The organism is Pseudomonas sp. LLC-1 (assembly GCF_002992185.1).
Taxonomy (GTDB): Bacteria; Pseudomonadota; Gammaproteobacteria; order Pseudomonadales; family Pseudomonadaceae; genus Aquipseudomonas; species Aquipseudomonas monteilii.
Genome location: NZ_LUVY01000015.1, coordinates 338173 through 364109, shown reverse-complemented (window position 1 = coordinate 364109; position 25937 = coordinate 338173). Strand labels below are relative to the sequence as shown.

Here is a 25937-nt window from a genome sequence, read left to right as displayed (position 1 = left end):
GTCAGGACGCCTCCTTCACGGGCTGGGTGAAACCGGCCTGTGGCTTGTGCACGGCGGGGTGCACCAGCACGCGGAAGGCACTCTTCTGCGCCAGGCTGTAGAAGTCGTGGGCAAAGTCGTCGAGGTCGGCAGCGGTGAGCTTGAGGCGGCGCAGGAAGTAGTTGTAAACCAGCACCGCCGGTACGGCGACGGCAATACCGACACCGGTTGCCACCAAGGCCGCACCGATTGGGCCCGCCACGGTTTCCAGGCTGGCAGAGCCGGCCGCGCTGATGCCTTTGAGCGCTTCCATGATGCCCCACACAGTGCCGAACAGGCCGATGAAGGGCGAGGTGCTGCCGATACTGGCGACCACCGCCAGGCCGGTTTCCAGCGAGCGGCGCTCACGCACGATCTGCTGACGCAAGGCGCGCTCCAGGCGGTCCTGGTGGTTGATGGCGTGGCTCAGGTCGTTGGCCTGGGTGTCGCCGACGGCAATGGCGGCATAGCCAGACTGAGCGACGCGGGCAGCCGGGCCGGGCAGCTCGTGGCTGAGCTCGGCGGCCGAGTCCAGGCTGGAGGCCGCCCAGAACTGCTGGTGGAAGCGTTTGTCCTGGTTTTTCAGCCGCACGAACTGCGCGACCTTGACCAGGGCCAGGCCCCAGGTGACGACAGAGAAACCAACCAGCAGCCAGATGACTGCGCTTTCAACGGATTCGAGGGGGGATGCCAGCAGGCTCATGATGATGTCTTCCTGTGTTCTGCGAAAAAGTTAGCGAAGCTTGAAATCGATCGGCACGCTGACCCAGCCGGTCTGGGCCACATCGCCCTGCTTGGCCGGGACGAAGCTCCAGCGTTTCACCGCAGCCAGCGCGGCGGCGTCGAGGGCATCACGGCCACTGCTCTTCTGGACCTGGATCTGCCCGGGTTTACCGCTGGGCAGCACCTCTACCCGCAGCAGCACGGTGCCTTCCCAACCACGGCGCTGGGCCATCTGCGGATACTCCGGCGCCGGGTTTTTCAGGTACGCGGCGTTGGCCGAAGCGGGCGTAACCGGGGCCGGCGCGGGTGGTGCGGGCGCAGGTGGTGCCGGAGCGGCCACTGGGGCTGGCGGCGGTGCTTCGACCGGTTTGGGCTGTGGTTTGGGTGCTTGCTTGACCACAGGCTTGGGCACGGGCTTTGGCTTGGGTTTGGGCTTGGCGGCCAGTTCGTCGACGACCGGCGGCGCTGGCGGAGGCTCGACCACGGGCGGTGCGGGGGCTGGCGGTGGCGGTTCGACCACAGGCGGCGCTGGCGCTGCGAACTCGATGGTCATGGGCGGCACTTGCGGTGGCACCACGGGCAGCTCTGGCGTGGGTGCCTGGCTTACCCAGTACGCCGCAGCGCCGTGCAGGGCCAGCACCAGCAGGCCCAACACCAGCTTGTCGCGGCGCTTGAGCCCGCTGACGGGCGTGCGTTGCAGGCGCAGCTGGCCCAGCGGGAGGCGAAGCGTGCGTCCAAGCTCGACCAGGTCGCCCGGGGCCGGGCGCCATGGCTGGTCGTAGGCCCTGACGGCCGACTGGACATTACCCATTGATCAAACTCCTGGGGTCTCGATTCAGGTATGGCTGAATCATCGGGGCCAGAGGCTTATCTCTTAAAGTAATGTTTAAAATTATGGTTAGAACTTAAGTGAATATTGTTTTTAAGAGGTAGCGTGAAAGCCGCGGATTACGTGGGCTGTGGGTGATCGGCGTAAATGCGATGCATTGGGGGCATGCAAAATATTCGCGCAAGGCATGATATTGCCGCGAGGGCTGCGCCCTCGATCGCCGGCAAGCCAGCTCCCACAAGGTTCTGTGTCGGCCTGATCGATAGGGGCTGGCTTACCAGCCTCAATAAATCGCTGTGCCAACTCGGTCAATGTGGGAGCTGGCTCCCACAAGGTTCTGTGTCGACCTGATCGATAGGGGCTGGCTTGCCAGCCTCAATAAATTGCTGTGCCAACTCGGTCAATGTGGGAGCTGGCTTGCCGGCGATGGGCTGCGAAGCAGCCCCGGCAATCTCACAGGCAAAAAAAGCCCGGGACCAAACCCGGGCGTTTCATCATCAAGGGCGGCTCAGATATCCGCCACCTTCTGCCAAACCTTCGGCCGGAAGAACAATGTCTCCCCCCGCGCCAGACCGGTCAGGCTGTCATGGTCCTTCACCACCTCAGCCTCGATCAGCTCGCTCTGCCCTTCCACTTTCAAGGTCACCCGCGTTGTAGCCCCCAACGGTCGAATATCCCGCACCTCGGCCGCATGGTGCCCCTCGGTCTCATGCCGCGACAGCGACACTTCATGCGGGCGGAACAGCACATGGTGCCCTTCGCTCAGGGCCAGGCGGTTGGAGTCACCCAGGAAGTGGTAGACAAAGTCGTTGGCCGGCTGCTCGTACACCTCGCCCGGCGAACCGATCTGCTCGATCACACCCTTGTTCATCACCACGATACGGTCGGCCACTTCCATGGCTTCTTCCTGGTCGTGGGTCACGAACACCGAGGTCAGGTTGATGTCCTCGTGCAACCGCGCCAGCCAGCGACGCAGTTCCTTGCGCACCTTGGCATCCAGCGCACCGAACGGCTCGTCCAGCAGCAGCACCTTGGGCTCCACCGCCAGCGCGCGAGCCAGGGCGATACGCTGACGCTGACCGCCAGACAGCTGCTCGGGGTAGCGGTCGGACAACCAGTCCAGCTGCACCATGTTCAGCAGCTCATGCACCTTTTCGGCGATCTTGCTCTCGCTCGGGCGCTCGCCCTTGGGCTTCATGCGCAGGCCGAAGGCGACGTTGTCGAACACACTCATGTGACGGAACAGCGCGTAGTGCTGGAACACGAAACCGACGTTGCGGTCACGCACGTCATGGCCGGACACGTCTTCGCCATGGAACACGATATTGCCCTGGTCCGGGGTTTCCAGGCCGGCGATGATGCGCAGCAGCGTGGTCTTGCCGCAGCCGGACGGGCCGAGCAAAGCCACCAGCTCGCCGCTGTTGATGTCCAGGTTGATGTTGTCCAGGGCCTGGAAGCTGTTGAAGCGCTTGCTGACGTTACGAACTTCGATCGACATGAATCATTCCTCCGCGGCGCTGTGGCGCAGGCGGTTAATACGGTTCTCGCTCCACTGCTTGAGCAGCAGGATGAAGAGCGCCAGGATCAGCAACAGGCTGGCCACGCTGAAGGCCGCGACGTGGTTGTACTCGTTGTAGAGGATCTCCACGTGCAGCGGCAAGGTGTTGGTCACGCCACGAATGTGGCCCGACACCACCGACACCGCGCCAAACTCGCCCATGGCCCGAGCGGTACACAGCACCACACCATAGATCAGGCCCCATTTGATGTTGGGCAAGGTCACGTGCCAGAACATCTGCCAGCCGTTGGCGCCGAGCAGGCGCGCAGCCTCCTCTTCTTGCGTGCCCTGCTCCTGCATCAGCGGGATCAGTTCACGGGCCACGAACGGCACGGTAACGAAGATGGTCGCCAGGACGATGCCCGGCAGGGCGAAGACGATCTGGATGTCGTGGTCCTGCAGCCAGGGGCCGAACAGGCCTTGCGCGCCGAACATCAGCACGTAGACCAGGCCGGCGATCACCGGCGACACCGAGAACGGCAAGTCGATCAGGGTGACCAGAATGCTCTTGCCACGGAAGGTGTACTTGCTGACGCACCAGGCGGCGCTGACACCGAACACCAGGTTCAGCGGCACCGAAATGACCACGGCGAGCAGGGTGAGCTTCAATGCCGACAGCGCGTCGGGCTCGAAAATCGCCTCGAAGAAGGTGCCAAAACCGTTCTTCAGCGCCTGTGATACCACGATCACCAGCGGCAGCAGCAGAAACAGCGCGAACACCAGCCAGCCAAGGCCGATCAGGATGCGCCGCGAAGTGGCGCTGCCACGGCGTGCGGCGTTGGCGGCCGCGCTTGCACTCAGGGATGAACTGGACATGCCGGCCTCCTTCAAGGGGTTTCGATGCGGCGCTGCAGCAGGTTGATCAGCAGCAGCAGGATGAAGGAAACCACCAGCATCAGCACGCCGATGGCGGTCGCGCCGGTGTAGTCGTACTGGTCGAGCTTGACCATGATCAGCAGCGGCAAAATCTCGGTCTTCATCGGCATGTTGCCGGCAATGAAGATCACCGAACCATACTCACCCACGCCGCGGGCGAAGGCCAGGGCAAAACCGGTGAGCCAGGCCGGTAGCAGGGCCGGCGCCAGAATATGACGGAACACCTGCAGCGGCTTGGCGCCCAGGCAGGCGGCGGCCTCTTCCACTTCACGCGGGATGTCGGCCAGTACCGGCTGCACCGTGCGCACCACGAACGGCAAGGTGACGAAGGTCAGCGCCAGGGTGATGCCCAGCGGGGTGTAGGCGATCTTGAAACCAAGGTCGGTGGCGAACTGGCCGACCCAGCCCGCAGGCGCGTACAGGGCGGTCAGGGCGATACCGGCAACGGCGGTAGGCAGGGCGAACGGCAGGTCGATCATCGCGTCGATGATCTTGCGCCCAGGGAAGGTGTAGCGCACCAGCACCCACGCGAGCAGGGTGCCGATCACCCCGTTGATGATGGCGGCGAACAGGGCGGTACCGAAACTCAGCTTGAGCGCGGCGATTACCCGCGGCGCGCTGATGATGTTCCAGAACTGCTCCCAGGTCAGCTGCGAGGCATGAATGAACATGGCTGCCAGCGGTATCAGCACGATCAGGCTGAGGTACACCAAGGTGTAGCCCAGCGTCAGCCCGAAGCCGGGTATGACGGGGGAAATACGACGTGACATAAGTATCCCTGGTTGAACGCACGAAGCCCGGAATCACTCCCGGGCTGGTGCAAGCTTGTGAATCCTGGGGCTGCTTTGCAGCCCTTTCGCGACACAAGGCCGCTCCCACAGGGGACCGCAATTCCTTGTGGGAGCGGCCTTGTGTCGCGAGAGGGCCGCAAAGCGGCCCCGCTTTTCCTTGGCCAGTTACTGTGCCTGATAGATCTGGTCGAACACACCGCCATCATTGAAGAATTTCGGTTGTGCAGTTTTCCAGCCACCGAAGTCCTTGTCGATGGTTACCAGGTCCAGTTTCGGGAATTGCTTGCCGAATTCGGCAGCAACTTTCTCGTCACGCGGGCGGTAGAAGTTCTCTGCAGCAATCTTCTGCCCGGCCGGGCTGTAAAGGTGCTTCAGGTATTCGGTGGCAATGTCGGTATTGCCCTTTTTCTCGGCGTTCTTGTCCACCACGGCCACTGGCGGTTCGGCCAGGATCGACAGCGACGGCACGACGATGTCGAATTTGTCTGCACCACCGTCTTCCTTCAGCGCCAGGAAGGCTTCGTTTTCCCAGGCCAGCAACACGTCGCCCTGGCCGTTGTTCACGAAGGTGATGGTCGAGCCACGGGCGCCGGTATCCAGCACCGGTACGTGCTTGAACAGCTCCTGCACGTATTCCTTGGCCTTCTCTTCGCTACCGCCGGCCTTCAGGCCGTAGGCCCAGGCGGCCAGGAAGTTCCAGCGCGCACCGCCGGAGGTTTTCGGGTTGGGGGTGATGACCGACACGTCTTTCTTGATCAGGTCGCCCCAGTCCTTGATGCCTTTCGGGTTGCCCTTGCGCACCAGGAACACGATGGTCGAGGTGTACGGGGTGCTGGCGTCCGGCAGGCGGGTCTGCCAGTTGTCCGGCAGGGTCTTGCCGAGCTTGGCGACTTCGTCGATGTCACCGGCCAGGGCCAGGGTCACCACGTCGGCGCGCAGGCCGTCGATCACCGCACGGGCCTGCTTGCCCGAGCCACCGTGGGACTGCTGGATCTTCACCTTGTCGCCCGGGTGGGCCTGCTGCCAGTGCTTGATGAACTCGGCGTTGTACTGCTGGTACAGCTCGCGGGTCGGGTCGTAGGACACGTTCAGCAGTTCGTAGTCCTTGGCGATGGCGGAACCGGCAAAAACAGCACTGGCCAAAGCGGCGAGCGCATAACGGCGGATGGACATGGTGAAGCTCCCGATTGGCATTTTTCTAGTTTTGAATGTGAGGCGCGATCAGCCGGCCTTGTTGCCGGGCTGTTGCAGGCGGAACTTCTCCTTGCGCTCGATCTGTACGACCTGAGCGTTGTGCACAGTGATCTCCACCGCACCGAAACGCAGGTCGCGCAAGGCGCTCTGGATTTCACGCAGAATGGTGGCTTCGTCCTGACCGTCGATGCTACGCAGAGATGCACTCATGCTCGTTCTCCTTGGAGTGAGGTGCCGGGCAGAGGTTTGAAGGGGATTTGCGCCTGGCTTGAGGGCAATAGTAGTGAGGCGGAGTTATTCTTAAAAATACTGTTTAAGAATGTTTATATAACCAAATTCAAATCGCGATTTTACAAGCGCTCAAATGCCTCTGTGGGAGCGGGCGTGCCCGCGAATGCGGCAGTGAATCCACCATCGCATTCGCGGGCACGCCCGCTCCCACAGGGTTCAGTGTCGGGTTTTAGTGCTGTTTTCAGGCTCGCGGATCTTGTACCAGGCCACATACAACGCCGGCAGGAACAGCAGCGTCAGCAAGGTGGCCACGATGATCCCGCCAATCATGGCGTACGCCATCGGCCCCCAGAACACTTCGCGGGCAATCGGGATCATGCCCAGGCTCGCCGCCGCCGCCGTCAGCAGAATCGGCCGGCGCCGGTGGTTGGTAGCCTCCACCACCGCGTCCCACGGCGAGAAGCCCTGGGCCTCGAACTCGTCGATCTGGGTCACCAGGATCACCGAGTTACGGATGATGATACCCGCCAACGCCAGGATGCCGAGAATCGCCACAAAGCCCATGGGCGTGCCCGTCGGCACCAGCGCAATGATCACGCCAATCAGCCCCAGCGGCGCCACACTCACCACCAGGAACAGCTTCTGCAGGCTGTGCAGCTGGATCATCAGGAACGTGGCCATGAGGAACAGCATCAGCGGGATCACCTTGCGGATCGGCCCTTGCGCCTTGGCGCTCTCCTCCACCGTACCGCCGGTCGCCACCTCGAAGCCCACCGGCAACTTGCCGGCGAATTCGTCGATCTTCGGCTTCAGCTGGGCCACCAGGTCGGTGGGCTGGATGTCGCCATTGACCGACGCCTTGATGGTGATGGTCGGCTTGCGGTCCCGGCGCCACACCAGCGGCTGCTCCAGCTCGTAACGCACCGTGGCGAACGACAGCAACGGGATCGAGGTGCCGTTAGGCGTGAGGATCTGCAGGTTTTGCAGGGTATCCGGCGAGCCGCGCTCGCTGTCTTCGGCACGGGCCACCACGTTGACCAGGTAGATGTTGTCGTTGACCTGGGTGATCTGCACGCCGCTGACGATGCTGTTCATCACATTGGCCACGTCTTCCGACGACAACCCTAGCTGGCGTGCCTTGTCCTGGGCGATTTCCACGCGCAGCACCTTACCCGGCTCGTTCCAGTCGTAGATCATCTCGCCGATGTGCTCGTTCTGGTCGAGCAAGGTGGCCAGTTCGATGGCATGCTTGCGCACCTCGTCGATGTTGGCACCACTGACCCGATACTGGATCGGCCGCCCTACCGGCGGGCCCATTTCCAGCGACTGTACGTTGGTACCGATGCCGACGAACTCTTCATGCAGGATCTTCTGCAAACGATCCATCATGGCCTGACGCTCTTCGAAGCCTTTGCTGACGATCACCAACTGCGCGTAGTACGGGTTCTGCAATTGCTGGTCGAGGGGCAGATAGAAACGAATGGCACCCTGGCCGATGTAGGTGCTCCAGTGCACCAGGTCCGGGTCATCCTTGATCCGTGCCTCGAAGCGGTCGACCACCTTGCGCGTCTCCTCGATCGAAGCGTTCTGCGGCAGGTTCAGGTCGACCAGGATTTCCGGGCGGTCCGAGGACGGGAAGAACTGGTTCTGCACAAAGCGCTCGCAGAAAATGGCCAGCACAAACAACAGCATTGTGCCGATGATGGTCAGCCAGCGGTTGCGCATGCACCACAGCAGGCCATGTTCGAAAGCCTTGCCCAAGCGGCCAGGCTCGGCTTCATGGGGTTTGACCTTGCTGCTAAGGATGTGTACGCCCAGCACGGGCGCGAAGAACACCGCCACCACCCACGACACGATCAGCGCCACGGCAATCACGGCAAACAGGGTGTAGGTATATTCACCGGCCGAACTGGCGTTCAGGCCGATCGGCACAAAGCCGGCCACGGTTACCAGGGTGCCGGTCAGCATGGGGAAGGCTGTGGAGGTGTAAGCGAAGGTTGCCGCTTGTTCCTTGCTCTCGCCCATTTCCAGCCGCGTGACCATCACCTCCACGGTGATCATTGCATCATCCACCAGCAGGCCAAGCGCAATGATCAGCGCCCCCAGCGAAATCCGCTGCATGGTGATGCCGCTGTACTCCATGAATACGAACACCATGGCCAGCACCAGCGGGATCGAACACGCCACCACCAGGCCTGCGCGCACGCCCAGGCTGATGAAACTCACCCCCAGTACGATCACTACCGCCTCGAACAGCGCGCTGGTGAAGCCGCCGACGGCCTGCTTCACCACCACCGCCTGGTCCGACACGGTGTGTACCCCAACGCCCACCGGCAAGTCCTCGACCACTTTGTCCATGCGCTTTTTCAGCGCCGCACCGAACACCTGGATATTGCCCCCGGCCTTCATGCCGATGGCCAGCCCAAGCGCAGTCTGGCCGTTGTAGCGGAACATGGGTGACGGCGGGTCGACATAGCCGCGTTCGATATCCGCAATATCCGCCAGGCGGAAGAAGCGGTCATTGATGCGCAGGTTGACCGTTTCCAGGTCTTTTTCCGAGGCGAACTGCCCGGTGGTGCGCACCGAAATGCGCTCGGGGCCCGCCTCGATCACGCCGGCCGGGGTTACGGCGTTCTGCGATTGCAAGGCCTGCATGACCTGGCGCTGGTCAATGCCCAGTGCGGCCAGCTTGCGGGTGGAGAAGTTCAGGTACAGCACTTCATCCTGGGTACCGACCAACTCGATCTTGCCGATGTTGGGCACATCGCGAACCTCTGCCCTGGCTTGCTCCACGTAATCGCGCAACTGGCGCAGGGTGAGTCCATCGGAGGTAAACGCGTAGATCGAGCCGAATACATCACCGAATTCGTCGTTGAACGCAGGCCCCTGGATGCCCTGAGGGAACTGGCCGCGAATGTCCTGGATCTTCTTGCGCACCTGGTACCAGATGTCCGGGATGTCCTTGGCCTTGGTGGTGTCGCGCAGGTACACGTAGACCGTGGATTCACCCGGCCGGGTATAGCTTTTGGTGTAATCGAGGGAATCGAGTTCTTCGAGCTTCTTTTCGATGCGGTCGGTGACCTGGTACAGCGTCTCGTCCTGGGTTGCGCCTGGCCAACGGGTCTGGATCACCATGGTCTTGATGGTGAACGACGGGTCTTCCTCACGGCCCAGGTTGAAATAGGAAAAAATCCCCATCAGCAGGCCAACGAACATCAGGTACCAGACGAAGGATTGATGCTTGAGTGCCCAGTCGGACAGGTTGAAGCTTCCTTTCATTGCGCATCCTCGTCGAAGGTGACCTTCTGGCCAGGCTTGAGACTGTTCACACCTGCGGTCACGACGCGCTCGCCGGGTTGCACGCCCGAGGTCAGTACGATGCTGTCGGCGGTGCGGTCGATCAACGCCACGTCACGGGTGGCCACTGTCTTCTGCTGCGTGTCGATCACCCATACCTGGGTTTTGCCGTCACGTTCCAGCAAGGCACTCGCGGGCAACTCGCTGCGTGGCGTCACTTCCGAGCTCAAGGTCACGCTGATGGCGGTGCCCAGGTGGAACGCCGCCGGTGTGCTGGCGAGGGTCAGGCGGGCGCGCCGGGTGCGGGTGGTGGCGTCGGCCTGGGGTTCCAGCTCGCGCAGGCTGGCCGTTGTGTTGATGGTCGGGTCCAGTTGCGAGGCAACGGTAAAGGTCAGGCCCTGGCTCAACTGCTCGGCCAGGCCGATCGGCAGGTCGATCACCGCCTCTTTCACATCCGGCCGGGCCAGGGTTACCACGGCCTGGCCTGCGGTGACGGTTTGCCCGGCTTCGGCCTGCCAGGCGGTGATCACGGCAGCGTGGTCGGTGCGCAAGGTGCTGTAGTCGAGCTGGTCACGGGCCTGGCTGAGCGCAGAGCGCGCCTGTTCCAGCGCAGCACTGGTGGTTTTCAGGTTGGTCTGGGCGATATCCAGCTGGGCCTGGGCACCCACGCCGCGGTCGTACAGCTGCTGCTGGCGGCGGGCATCAGCCTGGGCGTTGATCCACTGGGCCTGCACCTTGGCCAGGTCGCCTTCGGCGGCGCGCAGCTGATTCTGCTGGTCGGTCGGGTCGAGCGTGGCCAATGTGTCGCCCGGTTTCACCTGGGCGCCCACATCCAGCCAACGCCGGGCGATACGCCCTGAAACCCGAAAGCCCAAGGTGCTTTCAAAGCGCGCCTGAATACTGCCGGCAAAGCGCCCCAGTTGCGACTGCACCTGGGGTTCGACCTTCACCGACAGCACGGGCCGAATCGGCTCTGGCGCCTCGTCTTCGCTGCTGCAACCCACCAGCAGCACGCCAGCCGACAACATAAGCAGCAGGCGCTTCATAGCTCACCCCCTTGGGCCTTGGCGTCGATCTTCTGCACCTGCATGCCGGGGTGCAGCAACTGGCCGCCATTGACCACCACGGTCTCGCCGCCTTTCAGGCCGCTGGCGACCACGATCTTGCCGGTGAGGTAACGGCTGACCTCGACCTTGCGCAGTTCAACCTTATCACCCTCGCCCACCACCCACACGGCAGGCTCATGCAGGGCTTTAGTCAGTGCCGACCACGGTAGCTCGATGCTGGGCCGGCCCTGGGCATTGGTGGTGGCAGTGACCGGTGCGCCCAACTGCATGCCCGCTGGCACATCTTTCAGGCCTACCTTCACCTGCACCGTGCCGCTTTGCGCCGATACCGTGGGAGTGATTTCACGCACGAAGCCATGTGCCTGGACCTTGGGGTTGTCCAGCAGGCTGACGATCACCCCGGCATCGCTGGGCGGCGCTACAAGCAGTGATTCGTACACGTTGAACACCGCATCGCGGTCGCCATCGGTGGCCAGGCTGAAGATGGGCATGGTGGCCTGCACCACCTGGCCGACTTCGGCCTGGCGCTCGGTGATGACCCCGGCGGCCTCGGAGACCAGTGCGGTGTAGCTGAGCTGTTCGTTGGCGTTGGCCAGTTGCGCCTGGGCGGCCTTGAGCGCGCTCTGGTTGCTGCGCAACGCGGCTTCGGCGGAGTCGTATTCACTCTGGCTGGTGTAGCCCTTGGGCAGCAGCTTTTGCTGGCGCACAAAGGCTGCGCTGGTCTGGGTGACCCGCGCCTGGGCGGCGAACACCTCGGCCTTGGCCGAGTCGACGTTGTTTTGCAGGTCTTTCGGGTCCAGCCGGGCCAGCACCTGGTTGGCCTTGACGTGGTCGCCCACATCGACGCTGCGCGAAATGATCTTTCCGCCCACACGGAACGACAGGTCAGTCTGCACCCGCGCTTGCACATCGCCCGTCAGGGTGACCCTGGCAGCGAAATCTGTGGGTTGAACCTGTTGCACACCGACCCGAGGCAGCGTCTCGGGGACCTCTTCCTTGCTACAGCCGGTGAGCATGTACAGCAGCCCCAGGCAAACGACCGACAGCGGACGTACCAACGCCATGCTGGCTCCTTGCTTGCGCACAAATGATTTGTGGGATGCGACTGTCAGCGTAGTTCAGGGTTCGATAAACATCACTGGCCGTGCGTGAGAGAGGCATTCTGCGCCGGCGACACAGTGCAGGTTCGGCACAATTTATTCGTTGAAACCTGGTATTTCTGCCAGTGGTCGCGTGTTACCAGAACACTACATAGTGTGCCCATCCAGAGAGCCTCGAGCATTGCATCAATGAAGAGGCACTTTTTTATGCGCACCCTTGAGTACAAGGAGGGCCCATGGCCACTGCAAAAAGCTCACGCCGGTTCTACCAGAATGGCCGTCTTTCCACCGAGCTCGGCGGGTCTGTAACACGCTCCATTTTCCGTCATCAGGGTAGCCTCTTGGCGCAATGCACATCAGGTGCTGAGGACTCGCGTTCAATCATGGCGGTAAACAATACCAACACAGTCATGAGCGAACTTGGACATGTCGGTCAGGCGCAGTTCGCTTATACCCCCTATGGCCGACGCACAGGCAAGAGCGTATCGAATAACCCTTTAGCGTTTAACGGTGAGCCGCTGGACACGGCAACAGGCTGTTACTTGCCAGGCAATGGTTATCGCCTGTTTAGCCCTACGCTCAGGAGGTTCTGTAGCGTAGATAGTTTAAGCCCGTTCGAGCAGGGTGGCCTGAACGCGTATGCGTACTGTGCGGGGGATCCGGTAAACAATACTGATCCCACTGGGCACTTTCCCCATCGAACGATCTGGATCGCTTTGTCAGCAATCTCGCTGGCAACATCGGTAGTAGCAGGCATTGCAGGGATCGTTACGAAGTCCGAAACAGCCCAAATCATCTCAGCCATTGCAACTGCTGGTATTTTTTTAGGGGCAGGCATGACTGCTGCGACTTCATATAGACGCCAGTACTTTGAGCCCTCGCCGCCAACATCAAGGCGTGCCTCAGCTGCCTCAGCTGCCTCAGCTGCCTTTGCTGACTCGCCTCCTCCCTCCTACAACACAGTTATGGCCAATACGCCACTACCGAGGACAGAGGCAATAGGGATGACCTCAATCAATCGTAGTGGACGCCGTTCGGTTACTAGCCTTTCCGAACCTCCACCTACTTATGCCGAGGTGGTCGCGAATGTTCGCGGCATAAGAGCACATTCAGGGCTGGGCAACCGGCACTGACTGCGATCAGTTCGGCATGTTCAGCACTCCCACAGGAATAGCCCAGATGACCTGTGCTGTACCTGTGGGAGCGAGTGTGCCCGCGAAGAGGCCGGGTCAGGCAGAAGCAGCCACCTGCGCCGGGCGCTTGACCTGTGGCTGCGAGGCATTGGCCGCCGCACCCTCTTCGATCGCCTGCTGAATCGCCTTGCGACGACGCTCTTCGGCCTGGCGGCTGAAGTACCAGACAAAGAAGGTCACCAGCGACACCGACAGCAGGATCAGGCTGGCCACGGCGTTGATCTCGGGCTTCACGCCCAGACGCACGGCCGAGAACACTTCCATCGGCAAGGTGGTCGAGCCCGGGCCGGACACGAAGCTGGCCAGTACCAGGTCATCCAGCGACAGGGCGAACGACATCATGCCGCCCGCCGCCAGCGATGGCGCGATCATCGGGATGGTGATCAGGAAGAACACCTTCCACGGCTTGGCACCCAGGTCCATCGCCGCTTCTTCGATCGACAGGTCCAGCTCACGCAGACGCGCCGACACCACCACCGCCACATACGCCGCACAGAACGTGGTGTGGGCGATCCAGATGGTGACGATGCCGCGCTCCTGCGGCCAGCCGATCATCTGCGCCATGGCCACGAACAGCAGCAACAGCGACAGACCGGTGATCACCTCGGGCATTACCAGCGGCGCGGTGACCAGGCCACCGAACAGCGTACGGCCCTTGAAGCGGGTGACGCGGGTCAGCACAAAGGCCGCCAGGGTACCCAGCGCCACTGCGGCCACCGCCGTGTAGCAGGCGATTTCCAGCGAGCGCATCACCGAACCCATCAGCTGGGTGTTGTCGAGCAGGCCGACGTACCACTTCACCGACCAGCCACCCCACACCGTCACCAGCTTGGAGGCGTTGAACGAGTAGATCACCAGGATCAGCATCGGCAGGTAGATGAACAGCAAGCCCAGCACCAGCATCAGCTTGGAGAAACTGAAGCGTTTCATGCGCGGCCCTCCATTTCTTTGGCCTGGCTGCGGTTGAACAGCAGGATCGGCACGATCAGGATCGCCAGCATCACTACCGCCAGGGCAGAAGCCACCGGCCAGTCACGGTTGTTGAAGAACTCTTGCCACAGCACCTTACCGATCATCAGGGTTTCCGGGCCGCCGAGCAGTTCAGGGATCACGAACTCGCCCACCACCGGGATGAACACCAGCATGCAACCGGCGATGATGCCGTTTTTCGACAGCGGTACGGTGATTTTCCAGAAGCTGTTGAAGGTGCTCGAACCCAGGTCCGAAGCGGCCTCCAGCAACGAAGGGTCGTGTTTCACCAGGTTGGCGAACAGCGGCAGGATCATGAACGGCAGGTACGAATAGACCACGCCGATGTACACCGCCAGGTTGGTGTTGAGGATTTGCAGCGGCTGGTCGATCAACCCGGTCCACAGCAGGAAGCCGTTGAGCAGGCCGTTGTTGCTGAGGATGCCCATCCAGGCATAGACGCGGATCAGGATCGCGGTCCAGGTCGGCATCATGATCAGCAGCAGCAGGACTGTCTGGGTTTCCTTCTTGGCATTGGCGATGGCGTAGGCCATCGGGAAACCGATCAGCAGGCACAACAGGGTGCTGAAGAAAGCCATCTTCAGCGAGCCCAGATAGGCCGAAAGGTACAGTTCATCCTCGGTCAACAAGCCGTAGTTGGCCAGGTTGAGCACCAGCTGGATCTTGTCTTCGACGTAGCTGTAGATCTCGGTATACGGTGGGATCGCCACGTCGGCTTCGGCAAAACTGATCTTCAGCACGATGAAGAACGGCAGCATGAAGAACAGGAACAGCCAGATGAACGGCACGCCGATCACCAGGTGCCGCCCCTCCGGAATGATGCGCTGGAGTGCTCGCTTGAGCTTGCGAGGTTTCATGACCGCAGTACCACGCCGCTGTCGTCTTCCCACCACACGTACACTTCATCGCCCCAGGTCGGGCGGGTGCCCTGGCGCTCGGCGTTGGCAACGAACGACTGGACGATCTTGCCGCTCGGCAGCTCTACGTAGAACACCGAATGGCCACCCAGGTAGGCGATGTCGTGCACCTTGCCGCGCGACCAGTTGTGCTCGCAGGTCGGCTGCTGGGTAGTGACCAGCATTTTTTCCGGGCGCAAGGCGTAGGTGATGTGCTTGTCTTCCACCGAGGTGGTGATGCCGTGGCCGACGTAGATCTTGCGCTCCAGCTCAGGGCTGGCAATGATCGCGTGGCCTTCGGCATCGTCGACCACTTCACCTTCGAACAGGTTGACGTTACCGATGAACTCGCACACCAGGCGGCTGGTGGGGGTCTCGTAGATGTCCACCGGCGAGCCGATCTGGGCAATCCAGCCCAGGTGCATGATGGCGATGCGCTGGGCCATGGTCATGGCCTCTTCCTGGTCGTGGGTCACCATCACGCAGGTCACGCCCACGCGCTCGATGATCTCTACCAGTTCCAGCTGCATCTGCGAACGCAGTTTCTTGTCCAGTGCGCCCATCGGCTCGTCGAGCAGCAGCAGCTTGGGGCGCTTGGCCAGGGAGCGGGCCAGGGCCACGCGCTGGCGCTGGCCACCGGACAGCTGGTGCGGCTTGCGCTTGGCGTACTGGGTCATGTGCACCAGCTTGAGCATCTCGGCCACACGGGCGTCGATCTCGGCCTTGGGCATCTTGTCCTGCTGCAGGCCGAAGGCGATGTTCTGCGCCACGGTCATGTGCGGGAACAGCGCGTAGGACTGGAACATCATGTTGATCGGCCGCTCGTAGGGCGGCATGTCGGTGATGTCGACGCCATCGAGGAAAATCCGCCCTTCAGTCGGGCGCTCGAAGCCGGCCAGCATGCGCAGCAAGGTGGACTTGCCCGAGCCGGAGCCGCCCAGCAGGGCGAAGATCTCGCCCTTGCGGATTTCCAGGGACACATCGTCCACGGCTACGGTTTCGTCGAATTTTTTCGTAACCCGGTCGATCTTGACCAGCACCTGCTTGGGTTGCTGGCCACCCTCGAGGGCTTTTTTATAGGCACCGGAGGCAACTGCCATGAGTGAAACTCCCAACAAGATTTTTGTGCCCGCGCGGCCTGGTCTGCAGGTGCGCTGCGGGTCTGGATAATTACTTGCCCGACTTGACCTTGGTCCAGCTACGGGTCATCAGCCGTTGCACCTTGGGTGGCAACTCTGAGTTCACGAACATCTTGTCCAGCACTTCCTGCGGTGGGTAAACCGCGGCGTCAGTCCTCACGGCCTGGTCCATCAGGTCGCCAGCCTTGGGGTTCGGGTTGGCGTAACCGACGTAATCACTGACCTGGGCGATAACCTCAGGTTTCAGCAAATAGTTGATGAAGGCATGGGCCTCTTTGACGTTCTTGGCGTCCTTGGGAATCGCCAGCACGTCGAACCAGAGGTTGCCGCCTTCCTTGGGAATGGCGTAGGCCAGGTTCACGCCCTTCTTCGCTTCTTCAGCGCGGGCCTTGGCCTGGAACACATCACCCGAGAAGCCTGCCGCGACGCAGATGTCGCCGTTGGCCAGGTCGGTGATGTACTTGGACGAGTGGAAGTAGGTCACGTACGGGCGTACGGCCAGCAGCTTCTGCTCGGCTTTTGCGTAATCCTTGGGGTCGGTGCTGTTGGGGTTGAGCCCCATGTAGTTGAGCACCGCCGGGAGCATTTCATCCGCCGAGTCGAGGAAGGCCACACCGCACTTGGAGAGCTTCTTCATGTTCTCGGGTTCGAACAAGACGGCCCAGGAGTCGATGGTGTCCACGCCCAGCGCGGCCTTCACCTTGTCGACGTTGTAACCGATACCGTTGGTGCCCCACAGGTAAGGCACGGCGTACTGGTTGCCCGGGTCGTTCTTTTCCAGGCGCTTCATCAACGCCGGGTCGAGGTTGGAATAGTTGGGCAGCAGGCTCTTGTCGAGCTTCTGGAACGCGCCCGCCTTGATCTGCTTGCCGAGGAAATGGTTGGACGGCACCACCACGTCATAGCCGGTATTACCGGCCAGCAGCTTGCCTTCCAGGGTTTCGTTGGAGTCGAACACGTCCTGCACGGGCTTGATGCCCGTGGCTTTCTCGAAGTCCGCGAGTGTGGTTGGGCCGATGTAGTCGGACCAGTTGTAGAAGTGCACCGTAGGCGCCGCTTGGACGCTGCATGCCAGCGTCAGGCCCGCACCAGCCATCAAGGCCTTGCGGAATACAGAAATAGACAAGTGGGTGCTCCTCACAATCAGTGCCTGGGTAGCGACAATGCTGCCGCACACGCAAAACCGGCGCGCAACTTACCTTCGCAGCTTCGATGCCGCAATCATCAATTGCCTTTCACTGGCTCTGGGCCGGGAAACCCCGGCCCAGAGGTGCCGCATCGGGCTTATTTGCCCGACTTGATCTTGGTCCAGCTGCGGGTGATCACACGCTGGGCAGAAGCTTCAGGCGCAGCGATTGCGTACAGCTGCTTCTTCACTTCGGCTGGCGGGTAGATGCTCGGATCGCTGGTGATGTCTTTGTCCACGAACGGAGTGGCAGCAGCGTTGCCATTCGGGAAGCGCACGGCGTTGGTGATTTCAGCCATGATTTCTGGCTGCATCAGGAAGTCCATGAACTGGTAGGCAGCGTCTTTATGCTCGGCATCTTTCGGGATGGCGACCATGTCGTAGAAGGTACCGGCACCTTCTTTCGGAATCACGTAGTCCACTTTGACCTTGTCGCCAGCTTCGTGGGCGCGGGCCTTGGACTGCTCCAGGTCACCCGAGTAACCGACGGCCACGCAGATGTTGCCGTTGGCCATATCGCCGATGTACTTGGACGAGTGGAAGTAGGTGATCGAAGGACGGATCTTGAGGAACAGGTCCTCGGCGGCCTTCAGATCTTCCTTGCTGGTGCTGTCGGTCTTCTTGCCCAGGTAGTGCAGTGCGGCTGGGATCATCTCGGTCGGGGCATCCAGGAAGCTCACGCCACAGCTCTTGAGCTTGGCGATGTTCTCAGGCTTGAACACCACGTCCCACGAGTCGATCTTGTCCACGCCCAGCGCGGCCTTGACCTTCTCCGGGTTGTAGCCGATGCCGATCGAACCCCACATGTACGGGAAGGCGTGCTTGTTGTCCTTGTCGCTGGCGTCGCCAACGGCTTTGAGCAGGTCGGTGTCGAGGTTCTTCCAGTTCGGCAGCTTGGAGCGGTCCAGTTCTTCGTACACACCGGCCTTGATCTGCTTGGCCAGGAAGTTGTTGGACGGCACCACGATGTCGTAGCCTGACTTGCCGGCCAGCAGCTTGGCTTCGAGGGTTTCGTTGCTGTCGAAGACGTCGTACTTGACCTTGATACCGGTCTGCTTCTCGAACTTGGCGATGGTGTCTGGTGCGATGTAGTCCGACCAGTTGTAGACGTTCAACACCTTGTCTTCAGCCTGTGCAGCAGTAGCCATGGCACCCATCAGGGCTGCGGCCAGCAACGTCTTGCCCATTTTATTCATGCGTCATGCTCCAGATTTTTTTGATTAGCCATCCGTTCAGCAGCCAGGTCCCGCAGTACACGCGTTTGGGCGACTGAAGCAGTCGCTAGTCTGGCAAGTTACAAGGCTCTGTTTCAAGGAAAGCAGGGCCTTGTAACGACTTAATGTCACATCGCTAGCCTAGCAAACTGTCAACGGATCGCTTCGAGCGTCAAGTCGAGGCACTTGCGGGCCTTTTCCACCAGCTCGTCGATCTCCGCGTGGCTGATCACCAGCGGCGGGGCGATGATCATGGTGTCGCCCACTGCGCGCATGATCAGGCCGTTCTCGAAGCAGAAGTTACGGCAGATCATGCCCACGCCCTTGCCTTCGTAACGGCTGCGCGTGGCCTTGTCCTTGACCAGCTCGATCGCGCCGAGCAGGCCCAGGCCGCGTACTTCGCCCACCAGCGGGTGGTCCTGCAGCTCACGCAAACGCTTTTGCAAATACGGTGCCGCTTCGGTGCGCGCCTTCTCGATAATGTGCTCGTCGCGCAGGATGCGCAGGTTTTCCAGGCCCACTGCAGCCGCTACCGGGTGGCCCGAGTAGGTGAAGCCGTGGTTGAAGTCACCCCCTTCGCTGAGTACCTGGGCAACTTTGTCACGCACGATCACACCGCCCATGGGGATGTAACCGGAGGTCAGGCCCTTGGCGATGGTCATCAGGTCGGGCTTGAGGCCGTAGTAGTCAGAGCCGAACCACTCGCCGGTGCGGCCGAAACCGCAGATGACTTCGTCGGCGACGAACAGGATGTCGTACTTGGCAAGGATCTCCTTCACCTTCGGCCAGTAGGTTTCCGGTGGGATGATCACGCCGCCGGCGCCCTGGATCGGCTCGGCAATGAAGGCGGCAACGTTGTCTTCGCCGACTTCGAGGATTTTCTTTTCCAGCTGCTCGGCTGCCCACACACCGAACTGGTCCGGGGTCATGTCGCCACCTTCACCGAACCAGTAAGGCTGCGGGATGTGCACGATGCCCGGGATCGGCAGGCCGCCCTGTTCGTGCATGCCGCTCATGCCGCCCAGGCTGGCACCGGCCACGGTGGAGCCGTGGTAACCATTGATGCGGCCGATGATGGTCTGCTTGTGCGGCTTGCCCTTCAGCGCCCAGTAGTGGCGCACCATACGCAGCACGGTGTCGTTGCCTTCTGAGCCGGAGCCGGTGAAGAACACATGGGTCATGCCCTCTGGCGCCACGTCGGTGATCGCCTTGGCCAGCTCCAGCGCAGGCGGGTGAGCGGTCTGGAAGAACAGGTTGTAGTACGGCAGTTCGCGCATCTGCTTTTCTGCCGCCTGCACCAGTTCTTCACGGCCGTAACCGACCGCCACGCACCACAGGCCGGCCATGCCGTCGAGGATCTTGTGCCCCTCGCTGTCCCACAAATGCACACCCTGGGCCTTGGTGATGATGCGCGGCCCCTTGGCTTTCAGCTGCTTGTAGTCACTGAAAGGTGCGAGATGATGCTCCCCGCTCAGGGTTTGCCATTCACGGGTTTGCGGGTTGTTGACGCTCATGTGCTTCTCCGTAATTCGACCGCCGCGCTCCAGCGGCACCAGGGTTTATCAGACAGCGAACAGCAGGAACTCACGCTCCCAGGAACTGATGACACGCTTGAAGTTCTCGTGCTCGGCGCGCTTGGTGGCGACGTAGCCGGTGATGAACTTCTTGCCCAGGTACTGCACCAGCGCGCGGCTGTTTTCCATGCGTTCCAGGGCGTCTTCGATGGTCAGCGGCAGGCGCAGGTTGCGGCGCTCGTAGCCACGGCCCTGTACTGGCGCGCTGGCTTCGATGCCTTCGACCATGCCGATGTAGCCACACAACAGGCTGGCGGCGATGGCCAGGTACGGGTTGGCGTCGGCGCCCGGCAAGCGGTTCTCGACCCGACGGCTTTGCGGGCCGGCATCCGGTACGCGCAGGCCGACGGTGCGGTTTTCTTCGCCCCACTCCACGTTTACCGGCGCCGAGGTGTCAGGCAGGAAGCGGCGGAACGAGTTGACGTTGGGGGCGAACAGCGGCAGCGCCTCGGGGATGAACTTCTGCAGGCCACCGATGTGGTTGAGGAACAGCGCGCTCATGCTGCCGTCTTCGTTGCTGAAGATGTTCTTGCCGGTGGCCACGTCGATCACGCTCTGGTGCAGGTGCATGGCACTGCCCGGCTCGCCGGTCATCGGCTTGGCCATGAAGGTGGCGGCCACGTTGTGCTTGAGCGCCGCTTCGCGCATGGTGCGCTTGAACACCAGGATCTGGTCGGCCAGGTGCAGCGCGTCGCCGTGACGGAAGTTGATTTCCATCTGCGCCGTGCCGTCTTCGTGAATCAGCGTGTCCAGGTCCAGCTGTTGCAGTTCGCACCAGTCGTAGACGTCTTCGAACAGCGGGTCGAATTCGTTGGCGGCTTCGATCGAGAACGACTGACGACCGGTTTCCGGGCGGCCCGAACGGCCAACCGGCGGCTGCAGCGGGAAGTCCGGGTCTTCACTGCGCTTGGTCAGGTAGAACTCCATCTCGGGCGCGACGATCGGCTGCCAGCCCTTGTCGGCGTAGAGCTTGAGCACTTTCTTCAGCACGTTGCGCGGCGACAGTTCGACCGGGTTGCCCTTCTTGTCGTAAGTGTCGTGGATCACCTGCGCGGTCGGCTCGATGGCCCACGGCACCAGGAACACGGCCTTCTCGTCAGGGCGGCAGATCATGTCGATGTCTGCCGGGTCGAGCAGTTCGTAATAGATGTCGTCGTCGACGTAGTCGCCGGTCACGGTCTGCAGCAGCACGCTCTCGGGCAGGCGCATGCCTTTTTCGGCGATGAATTTGTTGGTAGGCGAAATCTTGCCGCGCGTGATGCCGGTCAGGTCACTGATCATGCATTCGACTTCGGTGATCTTGTGCTCTTTCAACCAATCGGTGAGCTGGTCGAGGTTGTTACTCATAAATACCTCAGGAGGTAAGGTGGTCCACGCTCTGATTCTGGATGGAGTACATTGCTAAAGCAAAAACCCCCGCGCAGAGCCACAGTGGATACACTGAAAACAGCTGTGTCCGTAATGAGTTCGAAAGGCAGGAAGACGAAGCGAAGGGCGGCAAGCCGCTACGAGGGCGGGCCCGGGAGCGCCAAACGTCAATTATTGCGGCCAGGGCGGCCACGCCATTGACGAAGCTTGCAAAAACGGCGGAGGTACCCGACGGCACTGCGCAGGCAGTGCTTTCAGGTCGCGGCAAGCGGACCATGTGACCCTCGTATTATTGTGTTTTGGGTTGAGACCGAGCTTAGCCTTGTTCATTTTTTTACACAACACCTCCGTAAAAAATAAAACACGGCGTGTCGGAGATAGCCCTTTACGCGGGAAATAGCGGATAATGGCTTGCCCCGATATGCAGCAAATCTGCCGTAGATGTGCCATTTCAGGGCATCATGGGGTTGGCTTGACATCAGTATGGCTTTTCGATTGACTGGTCCTGCAAGCCCCCCTTGATTGATATTTTTAACAACAAAGGTGTTGCATCATGTCGGTACCCCCGCGTGCCGTTCAGCTTAACGAAGCGAACGCGTTCCTTAAGGAACATCCTGAGGTTCTCTACGTTGACCTTCTGATTGCAGATATGAATGGTGTGGTGCGTGGCAAGCGCATCGAGCGCACCAGCCTCCACAAGGTTTACGAGAAAGGCATCAACCTGCCTGCCTCCCTCTTCGCCCTGGACATCAACGGTTCCACCGTCGAAAGCACCGGGCTGGGCCTGGACATCGGCGATGCTGACCGCATCTGCTACCCGATCCCTGGCACCCTCTCCAACGAACCCTGGCAAAAACGCCCGACCGCCCAGCTGCTGATGACCATGCACGAGCTGGAAGGCGAGCCGTTCTTCGCCGACCCGCGTGAAGTGCTGCGCCAGGTGGTGAGCAAGTTCACCGAGATGGGCCTGACCATCTGTGCCGCGTTCGAGCTGGAGTTCTACCTGATCGACCAGGAGAACGTGAACGGCCGCCCACAGCCGCCGCGCTCGCCAATTTCGGGCAAACGCCCACAGTCGACCCAGGTGTACCTGATCGACGACCTCGACGAATATGCCGACTGCCTGCAGGACATCCTCGAAGGCGCGAAAGAGCAAGGCATCCCGGCCGACGCCATCGTCAAGGAAAGCGCCCCGGCGCAGTTCGAAGTCAACCTGCACCACGTGGCCGACCCGCTCAAGGCCTGCGACTACGCGGTACTGCTCAAGCGGTTGATCAAGAACATCGCCTACGACCATGAAATGGACACCACCTTCATGGCCAAGCCCTATCCGGGCCAGGCAGGCAACGGCTTGCATGTACACATTTCCGTGCTGGACAAAGATGGCAACAACATCTTCACCAGCGAGGATCCCGAGCAGAACGCCGCGCTACGTCACGCTGTCGGCGGTGTGCTCGAGACCCTGCCAGCGTCCATGGCGTTCCTCTGCCCGAACGTGAACTCGTACCGCCGCTTTGGCGCGCAGTTCTACGTACCGAACGCGCCGAGCTGGGGCCTGGACAACCGCACCGTGGCCCTGCGCGTGCCGACCGGCTCGCCGGACGCCGTGCGCATCGAGCACCGCGTGGCCGGTGCCGACGCCAACCCGTACCTGATGATGGCTGCCGTGCTGGCCGGTGTGCACCATGGCCTGACCAACAAGATCGAGCCGGGTGAGCCGATTGAAGGCAACTCGTACGAGCAGCTGGAGCAGAGCCTGCCGAACAACCTGCGCGATGCCCTGCGCGAGCTGGACGACAGCGAGATCCTGAACAAGTACATCGATCCGAAGTACATCGACATCTTTGTCGCGTGCAAGGAGAGCGAGCTGGAGGAGTTCGAGCACTCCATCTCCGACCTCGAGTACAACTGGTACCTGCATACCGTGTAAATAAAAACGCCGCCCCATTGTGGCAGCGGCCTTGTGTCGCGAAAGGGGTGCGAAGCGCCCCCAGAGACCTATGCATCACGCTTGAATTGCTGGGGCCGCTTTGCGGCCCTTTCGCGACACAAGGCCGCTCCCACAAGAGCTGCGATACAGCTTACAAGGACTTCTCGAAAATCTTCGAATTACGCTGGTAGTTGTACAGCGAAGCCCGGGCAGCCGGCAGCCGCTCAACCCCACTGGGCGCAAAACCACGCTCGCGGAACCAGTGCGCCGTACGCGTCGTCAGCACGAACAGGGTGCTCAACCCCATCTGCCGCGCACGGCTCTCGATGCGCTCCAGCAATTCATCCCCACGCCCGCCATGGCGGTACTCCGGGTTCACCGCCAGACACGCCAGCTCCCCTGCTTCGGAGTCGGCAATCGGGTACAGCGCCGCACAGGCGATGATCATGCCCTCGCGCTCCACCACGCTGAACTGCTCGATTTCCCGCTCCAGTACCTCGCGCGAACGGCGCACCAGGATGCCCTGCTCTTCCAGCGGGCTGATCAGCTCCAACAAGCCACCCACGTCCTCGATGGTCGCCTCGCGCACCACTTCGAACTGCTCCTGCGACACCAGCGTACCGCCACCGCCACGGGTGAACAGCTCGGTCAGCAAGGCGCCGTCTTCGGCATAGCTGACGATATGGCTGCGCGCCACACCGCCTTTGCAGGCCTCGGCAGCAGCATCCAGCAGCTCGCCCTGATAATCGCTGCCCAAACGCTGAAGATGCGGGGCAACCTGCTGCGGGCGCAGCTCGCGCACCAGCTTGCCATCTGCATCCAGCAGCCCTGGCTCTGCGCCGAACAGCAGCAGCTTGTCGGCGCCCAGCTCGATGGCAGCGCGGGTAGCCACGTCTTCGCAGGCCAGGTTGAAGATCTCGCCGGTGGGCGAGTAGCCGAGCGGCGACAGCAGCACGATGGAGCGCTCGTCGAGCAGGCGGCTGATGCCCTTGCGGTCGACCCGGCGCACTTCACCGGTGTGGTGGTAGTCCACCCCTTCGAGCACGCCGATCGGCCGGGCAGTGACCAGGTTGCCGGACGCCACGCGCAGGCGCGAGCCCTGCATCGGCGAAGCAGCAATGTCCATCGACAGGCGTGCTTCGATGGCCAGGCGCAGGGCGCCGACAGCATCGATCACGCAGTCCAGGGTGGCGGCATCGGTAATGCGCAGGCCACGGTGGTAATGCGGGGTCAGCCCACGATCGGCCAAGCGGCTTTCGATCTGCGGGCGCGAGCCATGCACCAGCACCAGCCGCACGCCAAGACTGTGCAGCAGCACCAGGTCGTGGACAATGTTGCCAAAATTAGGGTGTTCCACCCCATCGCCAGGGAGCATGACCACGAAGGTGCAGTCGCGATGGGCATTGATGTACGGGGAGGCATGACGCAGCCAGTTGACGTAGTCGGGCATGACAGGGCCTGTGGATAAGTGGACGGAGAACGGCGGTACAGGGGCGTTCAGGATCATCGTCGGAACAGGCTTGCGGTCACGCGCGGTCTCCTCTAGGCAGGAACGAATCAGGTCAATGGACGTTTAGTTCAGGCAATAGTGCCGGATCAGGTCACGCAATAGACGCACGGTAGGCTCGATTCGTGACATTTCAAGGTATTCGCCGGGCTGGTGGGCACAGGCGATGTCGCCAGGGCCCAGCACGATGGTCTGGCAGCCCAGTTGCTGAAGATAAGGCGCTTCGGTGCCGAACGCCACCGCTTCGGCGCGGTGGCCGGTCAGGCGCTCCGCCACTTGCACCAGCTCGGCATCGGCGGCCTGCTCGAACGGCGGCACCTCCGGGAACAGCGGTGCGTAGTCGATGCGCACATCATGGCGCTCGGCCACCGGCACCAGCTTCTCGCGGATGGCGGCGCGCAGTTGCTCCACGTCCATGCCCGGCAATGGCCGCAGGTCGAACTCCAGGGCGCACTGGCCACAGATGCGGTTGGGGTTGTCACCCCCGTGGATACAACCGAAGTTCATGGTCGGCGTCGGCACGGTGAACTGCGGGTTGCGGTAGGTTTGCTGCCATTGCTGGCGCAGGCCCATCAGCTCGCCCATTACCGCGTGCATGGCCTCCATGGCGCTGCGGCCCAGGTTTGGGTCCGACGAATGGCCGCTGCGCCCGAGGATGTCGATGCGGTCCATGAGGATGCCCTTGTGCATGCGGATCGGCCGCAGCCCGGTCGGCTCACCGATTACCGCCGCACGCCCCAGCGGCTGGCCGGCTTCGGCCAGGGCGCGGGCGCCGGACATGGAGCTTTCTTCGTCGCACGTGGCCAGAATCAGCAATGGCTGCTTGAAGTCGTGCTCCAGCAGCGGGATGACGGCTTCGATGACCAGGGCAAAGAAGCCCTTCATGTCGCAGCTGCCCAGGCCGACCCAGCGGCCATCGACCTCGGTCAGCTTCAGCGGGTCACTGGTCCACAGTTGTTCGTCGTAAGGTACGGTGTCGCTGTGCCCGGCCAGCACCAGGCCGCCCGGGCCGCTGCCACGGCTGGCCAGCAGGTTGAACTTGCCGGGGCTGACCTGCTGGATGTCGCACTTGAAACCCAGGTCGCCCAGCCAGCCGGCCAACAGGTCGATGACCTGGCGGTTGGACTGGTCCAGCGCGGGCTGGGTGCAACTGACCGAAGGCGCAGCGATCAAGGCGGCAAACTGGTCTTTCAGCGTCGGCAACGGCATGCGCATACTCCTCGGAAGCGTTGCCCATCATAGGACTATCCGCTGTC

21 protein-coding genes are annotated in these 25937 nt (G+C 61.8%); 2 read left to right on the top strand and 19 right to left on the bottom strand.

The genetic code is table 11. From position 1 onward, the window contains the following. Position 1 precedes the first annotated feature (1 nt). The 10 genes from A0O30_RS16825 to A0O30_RS16780 form a co-directional block, all read right to left on the bottom strand. The gene (locus A0O30_RS16825; protein WP_016712577.1) at positions 2–721 is read right to left on the bottom strand and encodes a MotA/TolQ/ExbB proton channel family protein; all 720 of its coding nucleotides are present in this window, start codon (positions 719–721) and stop codon (positions 2–4) included. A gap of 30 nt (positions 722–751) precedes the next feature. Further along, a complete protein-coding gene (locus tag A0O30_RS16820; RefSeq protein WP_105947235.1) occupies positions 752–1552 on the bottom strand; it encodes an energy transducer TonB in 801 nt (266 codons plus the stop codon). Between the two features lie 526 nt (positions 1553–2078). After that, the gene (locus tag A0O30_RS16815; RefSeq protein WP_019098644.1) at positions 2079–3068 is read right to left on the bottom strand and encodes a sulfate/molybdate ABC transporter ATP-binding protein; all 990 of its coding nucleotides are present in this window, start codon (positions 3066–3068) and stop codon (positions 2079–2081) included. Positions 3069–3071: 3 nt separating this feature from the next. Continuing rightward, positions 3072–3944, bottom strand: coding sequence for a sulfate ABC transporter permease subunit CysW (gene cysW, locus A0O30_RS16810; protein WP_004575843.1), 873 nt, complete (start codon positions 3942–3944; stop codon positions 3072–3074). A gap of 11 nt (positions 3945–3955) precedes the next feature. After that, positions 3956–4774 carry a sulfate ABC transporter permease subunit CysT gene (gene cysT / locus A0O30_RS16805; protein ID WP_012274724.1) on the bottom strand — a complete coding sequence of 273 codons (819 nt, stop codon included), beginning with the start codon at positions 4772–4774 and terminating at the stop codon, positions 3956–3958. 186 nt (positions 4775–4960) lie between these two features. Next, complete coding sequence (locus A0O30_RS16800) at positions 4961–5968, bottom strand: sulfate ABC transporter substrate-binding protein (protein WP_105947234.1); 1008 nt, start codon at positions 5966–5968, stop codon at positions 4961–4963. A gap of 48 nt (positions 5969–6016) precedes the next feature. Beyond that, positions 6017–6199: a sulfur starvation response protein OscA gene (oscA, locus tag A0O30_RS16795; RefSeq protein WP_016712582.1), complete on the bottom strand. Its 183-nt coding sequence runs from the start codon at positions 6197–6199 to the stop codon at positions 6017–6019. 237 nt (positions 6200–6436) lie between these two features. After that, entirely contained in the window at positions 6437–9499 is a 3063-nt protein-coding gene (locus A0O30_RS16790; RefSeq protein ID WP_105947233.1) for an efflux RND transporter permease subunit, read from the bottom strand. Beyond that, positions 9496–10563, bottom strand: coding sequence for an efflux RND transporter periplasmic adaptor subunit (locus A0O30_RS16785; protein ID WP_105947232.1), 1068 nt, complete (start codon positions 10561–10563; stop codon positions 9496–9498). The genes A0O30_RS16790 and A0O30_RS16785 overlap by 4 nt, the downstream gene beginning before the upstream one ends. Beyond that, entirely contained in the window at positions 10560–11648 is a 1089-nt protein-coding gene (locus A0O30_RS16780; protein ID WP_105947231.1) for an efflux RND transporter periplasmic adaptor subunit, read from the bottom strand. Before A0O30_RS16780 ends, A0O30_RS16785 begins: the two co-directional genes overlap by 4 nt. 272 nt (positions 11649–11920) lie before the next feature. Here A0O30_RS16780 and A0O30_RS16775 point away from each other — a divergent pair, with 272 nt between their 5' ends. Beyond that, positions 11921–12817 carry an RHS repeat-associated core domain-containing protein gene (locus A0O30_RS16775; protein WP_256589694.1) on the top strand — a complete coding sequence of 299 codons (897 nt, stop codon included), beginning with the start codon at positions 11921–11923 and terminating at the stop codon, positions 12815–12817. Between the two features lie 96 nt (positions 12818–12913). Here the strand turns inward: A0O30_RS16775 and A0O30_RS16770 are convergent, their stop codons facing one another. The 7 genes from A0O30_RS16770 to A0O30_RS16740 form a co-directional block, all read right to left on the bottom strand. After that, positions 12914–13807 (bottom strand): ABC transporter permease subunit, encoded by an 894-nt coding sequence (locus tag A0O30_RS16770; RefSeq protein ID WP_003258560.1) that lies wholly within the window; start codon positions 13805–13807, stop codon positions 12914–12916. Continuing rightward, complete coding sequence (locus tag A0O30_RS16765; RefSeq protein WP_177410288.1) at positions 13804–14685, bottom strand: ABC transporter permease subunit; 882 nt, start codon at positions 14683–14685, stop codon at positions 13804–13806. The genes A0O30_RS16770 and A0O30_RS16765 overlap by 4 nt, the downstream gene beginning before the upstream one ends. 35 nt (positions 14686–14720) lie before the next feature. Beyond that, positions 14721–15863 carry a polyamine ABC transporter ATP-binding protein gene (gene potA / locus A0O30_RS16760; protein WP_016712588.1) on the bottom strand — a complete coding sequence of 381 codons (1143 nt, stop codon included), beginning with the start codon at positions 15861–15863 and terminating at the stop codon, positions 14721–14723. 70 nt (positions 15864–15933) lie between these two features. After that, on the bottom strand, positions 15934–17028 hold the full coding sequence (locus tag A0O30_RS16755; protein ID WP_105947229.1) for a polyamine ABC transporter substrate-binding protein: 1095 nt from the start codon (positions 17026–17028) through the stop codon (positions 15934–15936). Between the two features lie 158 nt (positions 17029–17186). Next, positions 17187–18284, bottom strand: coding sequence for a polyamine ABC transporter substrate-binding protein (locus A0O30_RS16750; RefSeq protein ID WP_105947228.1), 1098 nt, complete (start codon positions 18282–18284; stop codon positions 17187–17189). Positions 18285–18454: 170 nt separating this feature from the next. Then, positions 18455–19816 (bottom strand): aspartate aminotransferase family protein, encoded by a 1362-nt coding sequence (locus A0O30_RS16745; RefSeq protein ID WP_105947227.1) that lies wholly within the window; start codon positions 19814–19816, stop codon positions 18455–18457. A gap of 48 nt (positions 19817–19864) precedes the next feature. Further along, entirely contained in the window at positions 19865–21223 is a 1359-nt protein-coding gene (locus tag A0O30_RS16740) for a glutamine synthetase family protein (RefSeq protein ID WP_105947226.1), read from the bottom strand. Positions 21224–21797: 574 nt separating this feature from the next. Between A0O30_RS16740 and A0O30_RS16730 the strand changes: the two genes are divergently transcribed. Beyond that, a complete protein-coding gene (locus tag A0O30_RS16730) occupies positions 21798–23174 on the top strand; it encodes a glutamine synthetase family protein (RefSeq protein ID WP_016712594.1) in 1377 nt (458 codons plus the stop codon). A gap of 151 nt (positions 23175–23325) precedes the next feature. Here the strand turns inward: A0O30_RS16730 and argA are convergent, their stop codons facing one another. Both argA and argE read right to left on the bottom strand, forming a co-directional pair. After that, a complete protein-coding gene (gene argA / locus A0O30_RS16725) occupies positions 23326–24624 on the bottom strand; it encodes an amino-acid N-acetyltransferase (RefSeq protein ID WP_105947224.1) in 1299 nt (432 codons plus the stop codon). A 123-nt stretch (positions 24625–24747) separates the two neighbouring features. Further along, on the bottom strand, positions 24748–25890 hold the full coding sequence (argE, locus tag A0O30_RS16720) for an acetylornithine deacetylase (RefSeq protein WP_105947223.1): 1143 nt from the start codon (positions 25888–25890) through the stop codon (positions 24748–24750). Positions 25891–25937 lie beyond the last annotated feature (47 nt).